Raw genomic sequence first — 16742 nt, 5'->3', positions numbered from 1 at the left:
CCCCGCCGAGGCGGTCCCGGCCCCGGTCCTATCGCCGCGGTTCCAGCTCCCATCCCCATGCGAGGAGTTCGGCCAGCGACACGCCGTCGGCGTCACTGAGATCCGTGATCTGCGTGCGGCACGAATACCCGTCGGCCAGCACGATCTGCAGCCGGTCGGCCGTGACCGGTTCCGTCGAACCGGTCGGCGGAGCATCTGCCGTGCCAACCGACGAGGCGTGTGCGCCGGAATCGGGTGCTGGCTCTGAACCCCCTGCTTTCCTTCGATTGCGCAACGCGGGCAGCAGAGCCACCTCGGCGACGGCGACCGAGGTCTCGAAGTGTCCTTCTTCGACGCCGAAGTTCCCGGCCAGACCGCAGCAGCCGCCCAGGAACTCGGTGCTCGCTCCGGTCCTGGCCAGCAGTTCCCTGTCCGCGGCGGTGCCGAAGATCGCCGACTGGTGACAGTGCGGCTGTACGAGCGCCTCGACTCCGGACAGGTCCGGCAGTTCGGCGCCGATGCTCAGCAAGTACTGGGCGAGAGTCTGCACTCGTCCGGCCACTCGGTTCGACGCCTCATCGGCGACGAGCTTGGGCGAATCGTCCTTGAGCGTGGCCAGGCATGAGGGCTCGACGCCGATGATCGGCACATCGCCGGTGGCATCGAGAGCGGTGATCGTCTCCGACAGATTCGTCTTCGCCGCATCGAGCTGACCGGTGGAGATGAGCGGCAGTCCGCAGCACACGGTCTGATCGATCACCCGCACGTGCACACCGGCATGTTCGAGCACGGCGACGGCCGCGGCGAGGATGCGCGGGGCGAAATGGTTCGACCAGGAATCGGCGAACAGCACCACCTCGGCGGTCGGACGTGACGGGGGTGCCGCCTCGGCGGTGGTGTTCCACCATTTCCTGAACGTCGTGGCCGCGAACTGCGGGATCGACCGGCGGACGTCGATCCCAGCCATCTTCTTCGCCAGCGTCGTCAGCCCCGGCAGGCCCGACACCCGGTTGAGCACCGGCGCCACCGGGGTGACGAGGCGGGCGAGCTGCGGGAGGAAACCGAGCGAATAGTGCTTCATCGGCCGGATCTTGCCCTTATAGGTCTGGTGGAGGACTTCGGCCTTGTACGTGGACATGTCCGTGCCGGTCGGGCACTCGGTGCCGCAGGCCTTGCACGACAGGCACAGGTCGAGGGCCTCGTGCACCTCGGGGGAGTCCCACCGCGGCTCGAGCAGATCCCCCGACACCATCTCCTGCAGCACCCGTGCGCGGCCCCGCGTCGAATGCCGCTCATCCCGGGTGGCCTGATACGACGGGCACATGATGTCGCCGCCGGCCGCCGAGTCCGCACGACACTTGCCGACTCCGGTGCATCGGTGAACCGCCGAGGCGAAGCCCGCGGATTCGCCTTCGTACGCCATCGCCAAGGTCCCGGGCAGCTCCTGACGCAGCGGCAGCTGGGTCAGCCGGACCGATTCGTCGAGGGCATCCGGGTCGACGATGACACCGGGATTGAGCAGATGCCGAGGGTCGAAGAGCCGTTTCACCTGGGCAAACAGATCGAGAGCTGCCGGCGTGTACATGAGGCGCAGCAGCTCGGAACGCGCCCGACCGTCCCCATGCTCACCGGAGACCGAGCCGCCGTAGCGGGCGACGAGCTTGGTGGCCGCGACCATGAAATCGCGCATCACCTGCCCACCGTTCGGGTCCGCGAGCGGGAAATCCACGCGCATGTGCAGGCAGCCGTCACCGAAGTGCCCATAGGGAATGGCCCACAGCCCGTGTTCCTCGAGCAGCTCCATGAGGTCATGCAGATAATCGCCGAGGTGGTCCACCGGAACCGCTGAATCCTCCCACCCCGCATGGGCGTCGCGCCCATCGGGGGTGCGTGAGACCAGACCGGCACCATCGGCGCGGATCGCCCACACCTCTGCGGCCGCCTGAAGGCCGAGGACCGCGGAATCGAGCGACTTCGATTCGGCGATGAGGCGCTGAGTCTCCTTCTCCAATGCGGCTTCGTCCTCGCCGGTGAGTTCGACGACGAGCCAGCCCGCGCCCTCGGGCAGCGGCGGGACCGCCTCGGCGCCCTTGGTGTCGATGACCCGGGCAAGCATGCGCGAATCGAGGCCCTCGCAGGCGGCGACGGGGAAGTCCCCCAGCAGCGGTGCATCGTGGGCGGCGGCGACCATATCCTCATAGCCGAGCACCACCGCCGAGGTGAAGCTCGGCTCCTTGACCAGGCGCACCTTCGCGGCGAGGATGACACCCCAGGTGCCTTCGGTGCCGGCGAAGGCTCGGCGCACATCGAAGCCGTTCTCCGGCAGGAGGGACTCGAGTCCGTAGCCGGAGACCTGGCGGGAGAACGTGCCGAAGTTCGTGCGGATGGTGCCGAGATTCGCAGCGATCAGTTCGTGCAGTCGCGGGAAGGTCGTGGAGGCGTCCGAGTCGTCGAGGGTCACGACGGTGCCGTCGATGAGCATGATCTTCAGCTCCAGGATGTTGTCGCCCGTGCGACCGTAGCCCAGTGCCCTGGGGCCGCAGGCGTTGTTGCCGATCATCCCGCCGATCGTGCACCGGGTGTGGGTGGAGGGGTCGGGGCCGAAGCGCAGACCGTGCGGTTTCGCCTGTTTCTGCAGGTGGGCATGGATGCAACCGGACTGCACCCAAGCCGACTGCTCCTCCGGGGCGAGTTCGATGACCTCGTTCATATGGCGGGAGAAGTCGAAGACGATGCCGCGGCCGATGGCGTTGCCGGCGATCGAGGTGCCCGCACCACGGCTGGTGATGGGCACACCGAGGCGGCGCGCAATGGAGAGGACACCTGCCACCTCTTCTTCGTCGTGGGGGAAGACGATGGCGGCGGGGACGAGCCGGAAGAGCGAGGCATCGGAGGAGTACGCTGCACGGTCGGTGTCGTCGATGCTGAAATCGCGGATGCCGGCGATGCGGAACCTCTCGGCGAGTGTGGTGGGAAGCGCCGTCTGGGACTCGTCTTCGTCGACGGTCGCCCGATTCGCTCCAGTGGGATGGGCCATAGTCGTCATGTCCGCATTCTGCCACTTGGATTGCCGGAATATCGATCCCTTCCACGCCCGGGAGTCGTGGGAGCCGGTCATCATCCACTCCAACAAACGTTATGCGTTCGTTATCTCACATGCTCAGAACGGTGCTACTCGGTAGCCTGAGTTCCTATATCCGGGAATTCTTGGCGTCTTGACATATTCGTGGTATCTAATGGGACTACACCAATTCGTGGCAACGGGCCACTACATGAATGCAAGGGAAGAAGCCATGTCTCGTCGAGCTCGTGAATTGACAGTTGATCAGACTGCATTAGTCGGAGTCGTCCGAAAGGTCGCGCGACAGCGTTCGAAAATCAACACCGACTATGTGATGGCGATTCTGCGCGCCCGTGAAGAAGGTGCGACCTTCGGTGCGATCGCCGAGGCGGCCGGCACCTCCTCGCAGGCCGTTCAGGAGATCGTGCGCAGGCACGGACCGGTCAAGCGCAGCGAGCCGAAGCCCGGAGTGGCCGACCCCGCTTGATTCCAGGATCTGCAGGGCCAAACGGCATTCGCCGGTCGCCTGTGTGCTCAGACTTCCCGCGCAGAGACCAGGGCGGTGATCCATACTCGATACGGATCACCGCCCTTGTGCGATTCATGGACGTTTTCTGACGGTTCCGTGACCGGATCATCGGGCCGGTCGGCAACCGGAATTCTCACTCTGGGGACAACGGAGCCGGAGAAGGGGCAAATCTCTGAAGCGATTTCTCTTCAGTGTGTGGAAAACGTTCCGGATTTGACTCTTCGCCGCTTTGTGAAATGACCGCGGCGGAGGCGTCGTATCGGCAACCGCAGATGCGTTTCGAATGGGCGGGAATGACCGTGACCCCGGACTTCTCTTCCGGCTGAGGGGGCTTAGATACAAGAAGTACATATTCGTCGCTGTATTGCAGTCTTGTTACACAGAGTGCGCATCTGCGGTGCTCGCAGATGGCTGGGTGAACACGCAGTGAGCGCACAGCGGCTATAAGGCGGAGTGGCTGTGTGCGGGCGAGCAGGTATCCGTCTGCGGACACTCGGGCGAGGCCCGGAGCGGGTTGTCTAGAGTGGCCGTATGAACTCCGAGCTCGAATCGCTGCCCGCTGAGATCGTCGGCCTTCCTCTGCTCCGCATCGCCTCCGATCTCTCACTCATGGCGTGGGAGCAGATGGTCGCCTGGCGGCCGCTGCTCGGCGCGAGCCTCGATGCCAGTGTCGTCGACACGAAGACCTCACCGAATGACCTCGTCACTCGCGCCGACGCGCAGATCGAAGCACTCGTTCGCGGATACCTCAATCGAGTCAGGCCACACGACCTCATGGTCGGCGAAGAGGGGGCGGAAGCGCTCGACCCGGTCGAGTTCTTCCCGCCGGACCTCCTGCTCAAGCTCCACGCCTTCGACTCGGAGGCCGGCGGACTCGTCGAACTCGGCGAAGCAGGAGAACATGCCGGAGTGCCCGGCGCCGCAGGGCCGGACGTCGGGGAAGAGGACAGCGGACCGCGTCTGGAGTGGCATGTCGACCCGATCGACGGAACCGTCAACTATGTCCGCAATATCGAACACCACGCATTCTCCGTCGGTGTCTGCGAGGCAGCAGATGGACGCGAGGCGGGCCTCGGGCTCGGAGACTGGCGGATCGGACTCGTCGCCTCACCCGGACTGGGTGCCACCTGGTTGGCGGCCGCGGGCCGCGGCGCCTTTCGGATCGACGGGCGCTTGTCCGACTGCCGCGAGGGCGGTTCCGCCATTCCGGCGCGACGCCTGCGCGGGACTCCGCCCGGGCTGTCCGGCAGGCTCCTGGCCACCGGGTTCGCCTACGCGCTGAGCAATCGTGGAGCCCAGTTGACCAAGCTCGACGATCTGATGACCGGCTACGACGATATCCGCCGGTGCGGCTCGGCCGCACTCGACCTGTGCATGGTCGCCGAAGGCCGGGTCAACGGATACGCCGAACGCGGCCTGGGCATCTACGACTACGCCGGTGGGGCCGTCATCGTCGAAGAGGCCGGACTCAAGGTCAGCCGCGGAGGGTCCGGCGGGCCCACCGCCGCCGCCGACTCACAGGAAGAGGTCGACCGCCTCGTCGCAGCCATCTGAGCCCAGTCCACTTCAGGTGTGATGCAGTTAACAACACGTTTTTCTGCCCTTATTCTCAAAGCATAGGCTAAGCTTACTTTCAGTGTGCGCACACGCTTTTCTTATACGTTCATTCTTGAAAGTGGGACCCCATGGTTTCGGCTCGCCTTCAACTGAGCGCCCTGGCAGGCGTTGTCGCTCTCGCTCTGGCCGGCTGCGGCTCTGCAGACTCCGATTCGGCACAGGCCGACGCCGAGGGCTCCGGCGGCACGATCGAGGTCGAGGACAACAACGGCAAGCAGACCGTCGCCTCGCCTCCGCAGTCCGTCGTCGCCACCGACAACCGCACCTTCGAAACGCTTGCCGACTGGGACATCGACCTCAGCGCCGGAGCCGTGTCTCTGATGAGCGAGGACCTCGACTACACGAAGGACGATTCGGTCCTCGATCTCGGCAGCCACCGCGAGCCCGACCTCGAGAAGGTCGTCGAGGCCAAGCCCGACCTCATCGTCAACGGCCAGCGCTTCTCCCAGTACCACGACGATCTGGCCAAGCTCGCCCCGGACGCGACCATCCTCGAGCTCGACCCCCGCGACGACGAGGACTTCGGCGAAGAGCTCAAGCGCCAGACCACCGTCCTCGGCGAGGTCTTCGGCAAACAGGATGAAGCGAAGGCGCTCGTCGACGACTTCGATGCCTCCATCGAGCGCGCCAAGGGAGCCTACGACGGGAATGATAAGGCCATGGGTCTGATCACCTCGGCCGGCGACATCGGCTATGGAGCCCCATCGGTCGGCCGCACGGTCGGGCCCGTCTTCGACATCCTCGACCTCACCGCGGCCCTCGAGGTCGAGCAGAGCAGCGAGGACCACCAGGGAGACGACGTCTCCGTGGAGGCCATCGCCGACTCGAACCCCGATCTCATGGTCGTCATGGACCGAGACGCTTCTTTCGCCCCCGAGGAACGTGACGAAGGGTCGGCGCCCGCGGCCGAGGTTCTCGAGGACTCCGAAGCCCTCAAGGACGTCCCCGCGATCAAGGATGACAAGATCGTCTACTTCCCCGAGGACACCTACCTCAATGAGGGAATCCAGACCTACACCGAGTTCTTCAACGACTTCGCCGACAAGCTCGAAGACAAGTAAGGCCCGCTCCCGCGCATGACACGAGCCCCGCGCAGCACTGCCGGCACCGGTGACTCCGGTGCCGGCAGTCGCATGACCATCACCGAGGCGGCCGATCATTCGGCTCCCATCTCCGGTTCCGAATCCCGCTCTCCCCGCACCGAGGCGGCCGACCGTTCCGCTCTGACCGCGGCTGCTCCCGCGACGGGGAAAGGCGGCTCCGGGGAAACCGCCTCGGCGCTGGTGGGGCAGCTGCTGAACTGGAAGTTCCTGCTCAGCGTCCTCGGAGTTCTGGCGCTTCTCGCCGCGTCCCTGCTCACCGGCGTCTACGACATCTTCGGCGGCGACGGCGGGGCGGAGATGTTCCAGATCACCCGCGTTCCGCGCACCATCGCCCTCGTCCTCTCGGGGGCGGCGATGGCGATGTGCGGGCTCGTCATGCAGCTGCTCACCCAGAACCGATTCGTCGAACCGACGACGACGGGCACGACGGAATGGGCTGGCCTCGGACTCATGCTCACCGTCATCGTCTATCCCGATGCCTCGATCCTCGCGCGGATGGTCGGCGCGATCATCGCCGCATTCCTCGGCACGCTCATCTTCTTCCTGTTCCTGCGCCGCGTCTCGCTGAAGTCCTCGCTCATCGTGCCGATCATCGGCATCATGCTCGGGGCCGTGGTCGGGGCGATCTCGACCTTCGTCGCCGTCCAGATGGACATGCTCCAGAGCCTGGGCATCTGGTTCGCCGGCAGCTTCACCTCCATTCTGCGCGGACAGTACGAACTGCTGTGGATCGTCGTCCTCGTCGTCGCCGCCGTCTTCGTGACGGCCGATCGCTTCACCGTCGCGGGTCTGGGCAAGGAGATCGCGACGAACGTCGGGCTCAACTACAACCGGATCATCCTCATCGGCACGATCCTGGTGGCCATCGCCACGGGCATCGTCACCGTCGTCGTCGGCAACCTGCCGTTCCTCGGACTCATCGTGCCCAACATCGTCTCGATGCTGCGCGGAGACGACCTGCGCAGCAACCTGCCTTGGGTGTGCCTGCTCGGCATTGCGATCGTCACGATCTGCGATCTCATCGGCCGCACCGTCGTCATGCCGTTCGAAGTGCCGGTATCCCTCATCCTCGGAGTCGTCGGAGCCGCAGTGTTCGTCGCTCTCCTCCTGCGCGCACGGAGGAAGGGGTGAAGATGCACGAAACGACACCCACGACTGACTCGCGTCCCACCACGACTGACTCGCATCCCACCGAGGCCGCACCACCACCTCGGCGAGTGGAGGGGGTGGAGTCTTCGCGCACGGCTTTCCGCGAAGTGAAGCGGGCGACTTCCAGGTCGGAATCGGGAGTGACTCCTCGTCCACCGCAGCGGTCGGCGGCTTCGCTGCCCACCTCGCGGGCGCGCCGCCGGTACTGGGCGATCATGACCGGACTCGTCATCGTCTCGGCAGCGGTCGCGCTCGGCCTCCTGGCCTGGGACAATCCGATGCCCATCACCGACGACGGATTCTGGCTCATCGCCCAGCTGCGAGTGAAGAACCTCGTCGTCCTCGCGATCGTCGCGCTCAGTCAGGCCTTCGCCACCGTCGCCTTCCAGACGGTGACGAACAACCGCATCATCACCCCGTCGATCATGGGCTTCGAATCTCTCTACGTGGCGATCCAGACCGGGGCGATGTACTTCTTCGGCGTCACCGCGATCGTCGATCTCAAGGGGCTGACGCCGTTCGCCATCCAACTGGTGGTCATGATCGGCCTGTCCTTGGCGCTGTATGGCTGGCTGCTCTCCGGCAGGCACGGCAGCGTGGCGATCATGCTGCTCATCGGAGTCGTCATCGGCGGTGGACTCGGCTCGATCGCGACCTTCATGCAGCGGACCCTGACGCCGAGTGAGTTCGACATCCTCTCCGCCCGACTCTTCGGCTCGATCGCGAACTCGGACTCGGCCTATCTGCCGCTCGCGATCCCGCTGTGCGTGCTCGCCTGCTTCGCGATCTATGTCAGCTCCGGGAGGCTCAACGTCCTCGCGCTGGGTCGGGACACGACGAGCAGCCTCGGTCTCAACCACAAATTCGAGATGATGAAGATCCTCTTCTTCGTCTCCGTCCTCATGGCCGTGTCCGTGTCGATGATCGGACCGATGGTCTTCCTCGGATTCCTCGTCGCGATGCTCGCCTACCAGTTCTCCGACACCTATGACCACAAGTACATCCTGCCGATGGCGGCCCTCATCGCGTTCACGGTCCTCGGCGGGGCGTACTTCGTCATGAAGAACATCTTCTACGCCCAGGGCGTCGTCTCGATCATCGTCGAGGTCGTCGGCGGCGTGGCATTCCTCGTCGTCATCATGAGAAAGGGACGCCTGTGATCACACTGAGCGATGTCCGCAAAACCTACAGCGACGAGATCGAGATCGGACCCGTCGATCTGCAGATCCCGACCGGCGGGGTTACCGCGCTGGTCGGTCCCAACGGTGCGGGAAAGTCTACTCTGCTGACGATGGTCGGCAGGCTGCTCGGGCTCGACTCCGGAGCCATCGCAGTGGCCGGTTATGACGTGAGTTCGACGAAGTCGAAGGACCTGGCCAAGGTCGTGTCGATCCTGCGGCAGGAAAACCACTTCATCACCCGGCTGACGATCCGGCAGCTCGTCGGATTCGGCCGCTTCCCCTATTCCAAGGGGCGACTGACCGCAGCTGACGAGGAGATCATCTCTCAGGCCGTCGATTTCCTTGAGCTCGGTGACCTGGAGAACCGGTTCATCGACGAGCTCTCCGGCGGACAGCGCCAGCGGGCGTATGTGGCGATGGTGCTCGCCCAGGACACCGATTACGTGCTCCTCGACGAGCCGCTCAACAACCTCGACATGAAGCACTCCGTGCAAATGATGCAGCACCTGCGACGGGCCGCGGCCGAGATGGATCGGACCATCGTCATCGTCCTCCACGACATCAACTTCGCCGGTCACTACGCCGACCACATATGCGCGGTGAAGCAGGGGAAGGTCGTCGAGTTCGGCCCGCCCGAAGAGATCATGACCGCCGAGGTGCTCACACGAGTCTTCGACACCCCGGTCGACGTCGTCGACGGCCCGCGCGGCCCGCTGGCCGTGTACTACTGACGCGGGGGACGGTCCGGTGGCGCGAGTCGACTGAGCCAGACGACCGGTCCCTGGCAGGCGAGCCATTCGTTGCCCGCCGAGACTTATCCGGAGTCACTTCCTGTCTTCATCACTTTTTGAACAGGTCATCGAGGCAGAGCCCGAGTATCTGTTCAACACGTGATGATCCTGGGTACCAAAGGTGATGACGCTGGCGAGGGGCAAAACGAGAGGACGGCAACCGCCGAAGCCCCTACGGGTCGTCCACTCGAGTGCCAGCGGCTGGGGATGCCGACTTGCCTGGCACTGACTTCCGTACAGTTCATGGCTTGCGCACACACCTGAATGTCGGATTGACGGATAGGTCGCTTCCAGGTGATTCGTGGCAATCCGTCGGCCCACTCCGGTCAGCACCTATGAGCCCTGTCCGCTCTGCCCGGAACCGCGTCTGTGATCGCGTTCTGTGCGGCGAAGCTGCGCGACTCAACCACGGTGAACTGTGGAGGACCGGTCGACTCGCACACCTCGAGCCTGTGCGCGAATCCGCCTAATCCACAGTCAAGAATCCAAAGGTGTTCTCCAATTGAACGAGCCGCTGATACTCGCAAGATGTACAACACGGTCTATCGTGAGGAACTCTCCGCCGCAGGGATCTCCTCCAAAACGGTCTCTGACGCACAGAACTGTTGCCTGCTTCGACTCTGTCGGGGGCTCTACTCGGTGACCCGAGATTGCAAAGTCACGGGACATCGGCGAATAGCTTCCTTCATCGATGATCGGCAATGGACGGAGTTCCATGCCGGGAAGACAGAGTCCGAGCTGCTCGATGACTTCGACTACCAGTCGCTGTTGCGGACGATCCGGATCCGCAATTATCGCTGGTATCGACCCGATGATGTGATTGCTGGAACATCGGCCGCAGTGCTTCACGGAATCCCACTTTACGATGACAAATCGACGAGGATCTCGGTCAAACATCCGAAGAGCAACTCGCGTTCCAACGAGCTCGTCAGGTTGAGATGTACAGTTCCCGCGGAAGACCAGATTCAGATGGGTCACCTTGTTGTTACTTCGCCAGTTCGAACAGGGCTGGAGCTTATACGGAAACTGGGCCAACGAGAGGCATATGCTGCGCTGGAATGGGTCCTGCGACAGGCGACGATAGAGCAGTACCCGAGCTTCAACCCGAAATTCGGATATCCAAAAGACTTCCTGATTGAGGCTCGGCAACGCATCGAAGAGGAGTTCCACCCTGCAATTCTTCGGATGACGACAGGCCAAGCCACAAGTATGCGCATGGCTGAGGCACTGAGCCCAATGTCCGAGAGCCTGGCTGAGAGCTACTGTTCCTTCAACTTCAATGTGCTGAAGCTGAAGGGGTTTACTCAGCAGGCAGTTGTGACAGACAGTCGTGGCTTCATCAGCCGCGTGGACTTTCTACACGAAGCGACCCGCACAATCATTGCCGTTGACGGCAGTGGGAAGTACGCGTTGGTCGGTTCATCGCTGCTGCGGCGAGAAGGTGAGCAGCAGAATCGGCTGCTCGGCGCCGGTTACAAGGTCATTCACTTGGCGTTCCGAGACCTGCTCAATATCAGCGACTTCTCGGCAAAGATCTTTTCGCAGGCACCCGGCCTCAAACGATTCGTCGGCAGCAGGGGCCGGTGACAGCAACAGAGCTTCATCGCGTTTGGTGCCCGTCATCATCACGTTTGGTCCCGAACGTCATCACACTCTGAACAGGTCATCGGAGCAAAACCCGATGACCCATACTAAGAGTGGTCTATCGACCAAATTGGAAGCAAAACGTGATGACGATTCGCTATAACGCCCGCTGGCGCTGCGCGTATCTCGACGCCAGGCGACAAGAGGTCCCGGCCGCTGGCGGTTCAGCCCGGAAGCTGGTCCGTTCTCGACGAGGTGGCGTTCCGACCAGGTGAGGTCGCGGAGGATGGCCGCGCTCACGGTCTGAGCTCGGCCCGACCCGGCCGCCTTTCCGGTGTTCCCGGCCCGGCCGCCTTCCCGGCGCCACCGACCCGGCCGCCTTGCGGCCCCGACCCCGCATCTTTCCGCCTTCCCGGTGGTGTCCGTCACCGCCCCTGCGGCATTTTCGGTGGTGTCCGTCACCGATCGAAACCGACCCGCTCGTCGGGCTTGACTGGCCCCGGCCGGTGGGTAGAGTAGCGAGCATGAGCGCATTCTCGCGGGTGAGAGGCCGAATTCCGGCATAGGAGATGCCGGTTGCGAATCGGGTCGGAACCACCCGGTGCGACGCAGGCATTCCAGATCATCCGAGCGAATCGACGCTGTCCAGCCGACTTCACCGGGAGTAGCAGTGTTTCTCAGTCTGTACGAACAAGAGCGGTTGATGATCTACACCGCCGGAAAGCTTGCGCTCGAGCGCAAGGACCGTGGCCTCAAACTCAACCTGCCCGAGGCAACGGCGATCATCACCTCGTACCTGCTCGAAGGAGCGCGCGACGGCAAATCCGTCGCCGACCTCATGGAATCCGGCCGCCACGTGCTGGCCAAAGACGATGTCATGGAAGGGGTTCCCGAAATGCTCACACAGGTTCAGGTCGAGGCGACGTTCCCCGACGGAACAAAGCTCGTCACGGTGACGGGGCCGCTGCAATGATGAGCAACGAGAACGCCCCTGGCGAGCAGAACGACGACAACAAGTCTCTCGACGACAACCCGTTCGAAAACGAAGAGCTCCAGCCCGAGGACCGCCACCTCGAGGCCGAACACGCCACCGACGACCCCGGCCGCAGCTACGACGAGGCCGAGACCACCGTCATCGACGAACCCGGCATCGACGGCGACCGCGAACGCCATCCGTCCTCGGGTGAGAGCAGCCCGTCGAGCCCCCGTCGTCCCGGCTCCGGCGCACGGCAGGCGCCCCGGCAGGAACACGACCGACCGGTCACCTCGGCCGACCGCGTCATCCCCGGCGAGATCTTCCTCAAGGACGAACCGGTCGAGATCAATGCCGGACTGGCCGTGACGTCCCTGCACGTGGCCAACACCTCGGACCGTCCGATCCAGATCGGGTCCCACTTCCACTTCGCCGAGGTCAACCCCGGCCTCGAGTTCGACCGTGCCCGCGCCTGGGGCAAGCGCCTCAACGTGCTCTCCGGCGGTGCCATGCGCTTCGAACCCGGGGCCGATGAAGAAGTCGAACTGATCCCGATCCAGGGTGCGCGCATCGCCCTGGGATTCCGCGGAGACTGCAGAGGAGAGTTGGATGGCTGAGATTTCGCGTTCGGAATACGTCGCGTCGTTCGGACCGACCGTAGGTGACCGGGTGCGCCTGGCCGACACCGACATCGTCATCGAGATCGAGAAGGACTACTGCGCCGGCGGCGACGAGGTCGTCTTCGGAGGCGGCAAGTCCGCCCGCGAATCGATGGCCCAGTCCTCGCGCACACGCGCCGAGGGTACCCCTGACCTCATCATCACCGGGGCGATCATCCTCGACCACTGGGGAGTCGTGAAGGCCGATGTGGGCATCCGCGACGGCAAGTTCACAGCCATCGGCAAATCCGGCAACCCGGATACGATGAATGGTGTCCACCCGGACCTCGTCGTCGGCCCCAACACCGAGGTGGCCAGCGGCAATGGTCTGATCATGACCCCTGGCACCATCGACACCCACATCCACTTCGTCGGCCCCGACCAGTTCGAGGTCGGCCTCATGGCCGGCACCACGACGATGGTCGGCGGCGGCACCGGACCCACCGAGGGGTCGAAGGCCACCCTGGCCACCCCCGGCCCCTGGTGGCTGGGCCGGATGTTCGAGTCCATGGACCCGTGGCCGGTCAACGTCCTGTTCCTCGGCCGCGGCAACACGATGAACGAAGAGGCCATGTACGAGCAGCTGCGCGGCGGAGCCGCCGGCTTCAAGATCCACGAGGACTGGGGGGCGACCCCGGCCGTCATCGACAAGGCCCTGTCCGTGGCCGATGACACCGGAGTCCAGGTCGCCATCCACTCGGATACGCTCAACGAGGCCGGATTCGTCGAAGACATGCTCAAAGCGGTCGCCGGCCGGACCTTCCACTCCTTCCACACCGAGGGTGCCGGCGGCGGTCACGCCCCGGACATCATCAAGATCGCCTCGGAGCTCAACGTGCTCCCGGCCTCGACGAACCCGACCCGTCCGTTCACGGTCAACACCGTCGACGAGCATCTCGACATGGTCATGGTCGCCCACCACCTCAACCCGCAGGTGCCCAACGACCTCGCCTTCGCCGAATCGCGCGTGCGCGCCGGCACCATCGAGGCCGAGGACGTGCTCCAGGACCTCGGAGCCCTGTCGATCATGTCCTCGGACGCGCAGGCGATGGGCCGCATCGGTGAGGTCGCCATGCGCACCTGGCAGACCGCACATCAGATGAAGAAGCTGCGCGGACCCTTGGCCGGGGACGACCGGGCCGATAACAACCGAGCCCGCCGCTATATCGCGAAGTACACGGTCAACCCGGCCATCGCCCACGGGATCGACTCCTATGTCGGTTCGATCGAACCGGGCAAGCTCGCCGACTTCGTGCTCTGGCAGCCCTCCATGTTCGCCGTCCGTCCGCACACCGTGTTCAAGGGCGGAATGGCCGCGGTCGCCGCTCTCGGCGACCCGAACGCCTCGATCCCGACCCCGCAGCCGGTGTCCGAGCGACTCGGTTTCAACTACCGCTCCGCCTCGGCGGCGGCCACGAGCCTCGCGTTCGTGTCCGAGCAGGCCATCGCCGACGACATCGCGGGCAAGCTCGACCGTGTCCAGCGTGACTTCGTGCCGATCACCTCGACGCGGAAGGTCACGAAGGACGACATGATCGAAAACTCCGCCCGCCCGGACATCGAGGTCAACACGGACACCTATGCGGTGAAGATCGACGGGGAACTCGTCGAGCACCGGCCCGCGGAGTTCGTGCCCATGTCCCAGCGCTACTTCCTGTTCTGAGGCAGCGCTTGAGATCACGCTCCGCACTGCTCGTCCTCGCCGACGGGCGCCTGCCGACCGGCGGGTATGCCCATTCCGCGGGGCTCGAGCAGGCCATCCGTCAGGGGTGGGTGAACGACATCGACGGGCTGCGCGATTTCCTGCGCGGTCGCCTGCACACGACGGGACTGATGAACGCGGCCTTCGCTGTGGCCGCGTGGAATGCCCTGGATGTGGGCGCCCTCGCCGAGGCTGCCCCCACTTCCGCGTCGACCGCAGAGCCGACCCCGGAGACCGGCGCCTTCCCCGAGACGGCCCTGCGCGATCTCGACGCCGAGCTCATCGCTCGGACCCCGTCCCCGGCCCTGCGCCGGATCGGGTCATGGCTGGGCACGCTCATGCTCCGATCCCTGCGCAGCATCCATCCGCACCCGCTGCTCGATGACTTCCCGAAGGGCCTGCAGCAGCCGCTCGTCTATGGTGCGGTCGGTCGAGTGCTCGGCTTGAGCGATGCCGACACGGCCGCGACCATCCTCCACGAGGCGGTCACAGGTCCCGCGACGGCGGCGGTCAAGCTCATGCACATCGATCCGTTCCAGGCCCACGGTGCGATCATCGACCTCGCCGCCGACCTCGACGAAGCGGCCGAACGCGCCGCGGACTTCGGTCGCGGCGATCCGGCCGAGATTCCGGCGCTGAGCGCGCCGCTGTCGGACTTCGCCGCCGAACTGCACGAGGGGGACAATGTCCGACTCTTCGCTTCCTGAGACCTGGGCGCTCAACCCGCAGGGGTCGGCCAGCGGGATGACCTGCCGGGCCTCGGTCGCCACGACCACGGACGGCACCGGCCCCAACGGCCGCACCCGCTCCCGCATCGACGGACTGCGCCGCCAGGCCCCACTCGTCCCACGCCCCACCGGAGCCAGCGGCTTCGAACCCTTCGTCGACGGCGACCCGGACATCGCCCGGGTGGCGCTGACGACTGCGGCGGCCGGTCCGCTCGGCGGGGACCATTACATCTTCGACGTCCACGTCGGTGCCGGCTCGACCCTGCTGCTGCGCGAGGTCTCGGCGACCCTGGTCCTGCCCGGAGCCCACGGCGATCCCTCGCTCATGCACTGCCGAGTCACCGTCGAATCGGGCGGCACCCTGATCTGGGTGCCCGAACCCGTCATCGCCGCCCAAGGCTGCCACCACACGCACCGTGTCGACATCGACCTCGCCGAGGATGCTCGCCTGTTCTTCCGCGAAGAGCTGCTGCTCGGTCGCCACGGTGAGGATCCCGGGAACCTCAGCTCCCGACTCAATGTCCGCCGAGGCGGCCGCCCCCTGAGCATCCAACGCTTCGATCTCGGCCCCGCCGGGAAGGGCTTCGACACCCCGTCCGTGGTCGGAGGATCCCTCGGCGTCGGCTCGGTCGTCATCGTCGAACCCGATGGGGGACTGCCGAGTGCGACCGCGATCGCCGATCCGAAATCGGCTCTGCTGCCCATCGACGAGACCTGCGTGCAGGTCAACTCGCTCGGCGACGACGGGCTGGCTCTGCGCAAGCGCCTCGACGCAGCCCTGACCGAACTCGGCGAACCCTGGGGCCGGGAGACCGGCTGGTCGGCGGTGCCCCGGTGACGCAGAGCCGCCTCGGCGAGATCCTGAAGACCATCACATCAACCGCAACGCACATTGGAGGAGACCATGAGCAACGGAAAGCGCGCACTGCGCCTGGGAATCGCCGGACCCGTCGGGACCGGCAAGTCCTCGTCGATCGCGAACATCTGCACGGCCCTGGCCGATGAGTTCCGCATCGGCGTCATCACCAACGACATCTACACCGATGAGGACGCCCGCTTCCTCAAGGCCGCAGGTGTCCTGCCCGAGGAGCGCATCCGCGCCGTCGAGACCGGTGCCTGCCCGCACACCGCGATCCGCGATGACGTGAGCATGAACCTGCTCGCCGTCGAGGCTCTCGAAGAGGACTTCGACCCGCTCGACATCGTCCTCGTCGAATCCGGCGGCGACAACCTCACCGCGACCTTCTCCCCGGCACTCGTCGATGCACAGCTGTTCGTCCTCGACGTCGCGGGAGGCGGCGACGTGGCACGCAAGGGCGGACCGGGAATCGGCCGCGCCGATCTGCTCGTGATCAACAAGATCGACTTGGGCGTTCACGTCGACGTCGACGTCGAACAGATGCTCGCCGATGCGAAGGAGGCCCGTGAGGGCCACCCCGTGCTCGGGGTGTCCCGGAAGATCCCCGAGACCGTCGAGGCCCTGGCCGACTGGGTCCGCGAGGTCCACGCCCGTTTCGTCAAGGGCGACCACACCCCGGTGGATCCGGGCCCGATGGCCCCGCACTTCCACGCCGACGAAGACGCCGACGGCGGCGGATACATGCACACCCACGACGAGGGCGAAGCCGCGCACAGCCACTGATGACACCGTCACCGAGGTGGGGGTCGGACCCGACCCCCACTCGG

General features: G+C 65.1%; 14 protein-coding genes. 13 read left to right on the top strand and 1 reads right to left on the bottom strand.

Going from position 1 to position 16742, the window contains the following annotated elements:
• Positions 1-28 precede the first annotated feature (28 nt).
• On the bottom strand, positions 29-3025 hold the full coding sequence (locus GUY37_RS16990; protein ID WP_228278232.1) for an FAD-binding and (Fe-S)-binding domain-containing protein: 2997 nt from the start codon (positions 3023-3025) through the stop codon (positions 29-31).
• A 349-nt stretch (positions 3026-3374) separates the two neighbouring features.
• Between GUY37_RS16990 and GUY37_RS16985 the strand changes: the two genes are divergently transcribed.
• The 13 genes from GUY37_RS16985 to ureG all read left to right on the top strand — a co-directional run bounded on the left by GUY37_RS16985 (position 3375) and on the right by ureG (position 16698).
• Positions 3375-3527: a hypothetical protein gene (locus GUY37_RS16985; protein ID WP_166828092.1), complete on the top strand. Its 153-nt coding sequence runs from the start codon at positions 3375-3377 to the stop codon at positions 3525-3527.
• A 573-nt stretch (positions 3528-4100) separates the two neighbouring features.
• A complete protein-coding gene (locus GUY37_RS16980) occupies positions 4101-5123 on the top strand; it encodes an inositol monophosphatase family protein (protein ID WP_166828089.1) in 1023 nt (340 codons plus the stop codon).
• 131 nt (positions 5124-5254) lie between these two features.
• Positions 5255-6247 carry a siderophore ABC transporter substrate-binding protein gene (locus GUY37_RS16975; RefSeq protein ID WP_166828086.1) on the top strand — a complete coding sequence of 331 codons (993 nt, stop codon included), beginning with the start codon at positions 5255-5257 and terminating at the stop codon, positions 6245-6247.
• A 15-nt stretch (positions 6248-6262) separates the two neighbouring features.
• A complete protein-coding gene (locus GUY37_RS16970) occupies positions 6263-7420 on the top strand; it encodes an ABC transporter permease (RefSeq protein ID WP_266096647.1) in 1158 nt (385 codons plus the stop codon).
• Positions 7421-7578: 158 nt separating this feature from the next.
• A complete protein-coding gene (locus GUY37_RS16965; RefSeq protein ID WP_228278231.1) occupies positions 7579-8598 on the top strand; it encodes an iron chelate uptake ABC transporter family permease subunit in 1020 nt (339 codons plus the stop codon).
• Entirely contained in the window at positions 8595-9350 is a 756-nt protein-coding gene (locus tag GUY37_RS16960; protein ID WP_152345799.1) for an iron ABC transporter ATP-binding protein, read from the top strand. Before GUY37_RS16965 ends, GUY37_RS16960 begins: the two co-directional genes overlap by 4 nt.
• A 588-nt stretch (positions 9351-9938) precedes the next feature.
• A complete protein-coding gene (locus tag GUY37_RS16955; protein WP_166828080.1) occupies positions 9939-10997 on the top strand; it encodes a hypothetical protein in 1059 nt (352 codons plus the stop codon).
• A 667-nt stretch (positions 10998-11664) separates the two neighbouring features.
• The gene (locus GUY37_RS16950; protein ID WP_152345789.1) at positions 11665-11967 is read left to right on the top strand and encodes an urease subunit gamma; all 303 of its coding nucleotides are present in this window, start codon (positions 11665-11667) and stop codon (positions 11965-11967) included.
• On the top strand, positions 11967-12584 hold the full coding sequence (locus GUY37_RS16945; protein WP_166828077.1) for an urease subunit beta: 618 nt from the start codon (positions 11967-11969) through the stop codon (positions 12582-12584). The genes GUY37_RS16950 and GUY37_RS16945 overlap by 1 nt, the downstream gene beginning before the upstream one ends.
• Positions 12577-14289, top strand: coding sequence for an urease subunit alpha (locus tag GUY37_RS16940; RefSeq protein WP_166828060.1), 1713 nt, complete (start codon positions 12577-12579; stop codon positions 14287-14289). The genes GUY37_RS16945 and GUY37_RS16940 overlap by 8 nt, the downstream gene beginning before the upstream one ends.
• Positions 14290-14297: 8 nt before the next feature.
• On the top strand, positions 14298-15035 hold the full coding sequence (locus GUY37_RS16935; protein ID WP_152345786.1) for an urease accessory protein UreF: 738 nt from the start codon (positions 14298-14300) through the stop codon (positions 15033-15035).
• Positions 15013-15894, top strand: a complete 882-nt coding sequence (locus GUY37_RS16930; RefSeq protein WP_166828057.1) for an urease accessory protein UreD — start codon at positions 15013-15015, stop codon at positions 15892-15894. Before GUY37_RS16935 ends, GUY37_RS16930 begins: the two co-directional genes overlap by 23 nt.
• 66 nt (positions 15895-15960) lie before the next feature.
• Positions 15961-16698 (top strand): urease accessory protein UreG, encoded by a 738-nt coding sequence (ureG, locus tag GUY37_RS16925; protein WP_166828054.1) that lies wholly within the window; start codon positions 15961-15963, stop codon positions 16696-16698.
• Positions 16699-16742: the final 44 nt, after the last annotated feature.

The sequence above is a fragment of the Brevibacterium limosum genome (genome assembly GCF_011617705.1).
Taxonomy (GTDB): domain Bacteria; phylum Actinomycetota; class Actinomycetes; order Actinomycetales; family Brevibacteriaceae; genus Brevibacterium; species Brevibacterium limosum.
The sequence above is the reverse complement of the archived record's forward strand: the minus strand, read 5'-3'. Positions and strand labels throughout refer to the sequence as shown.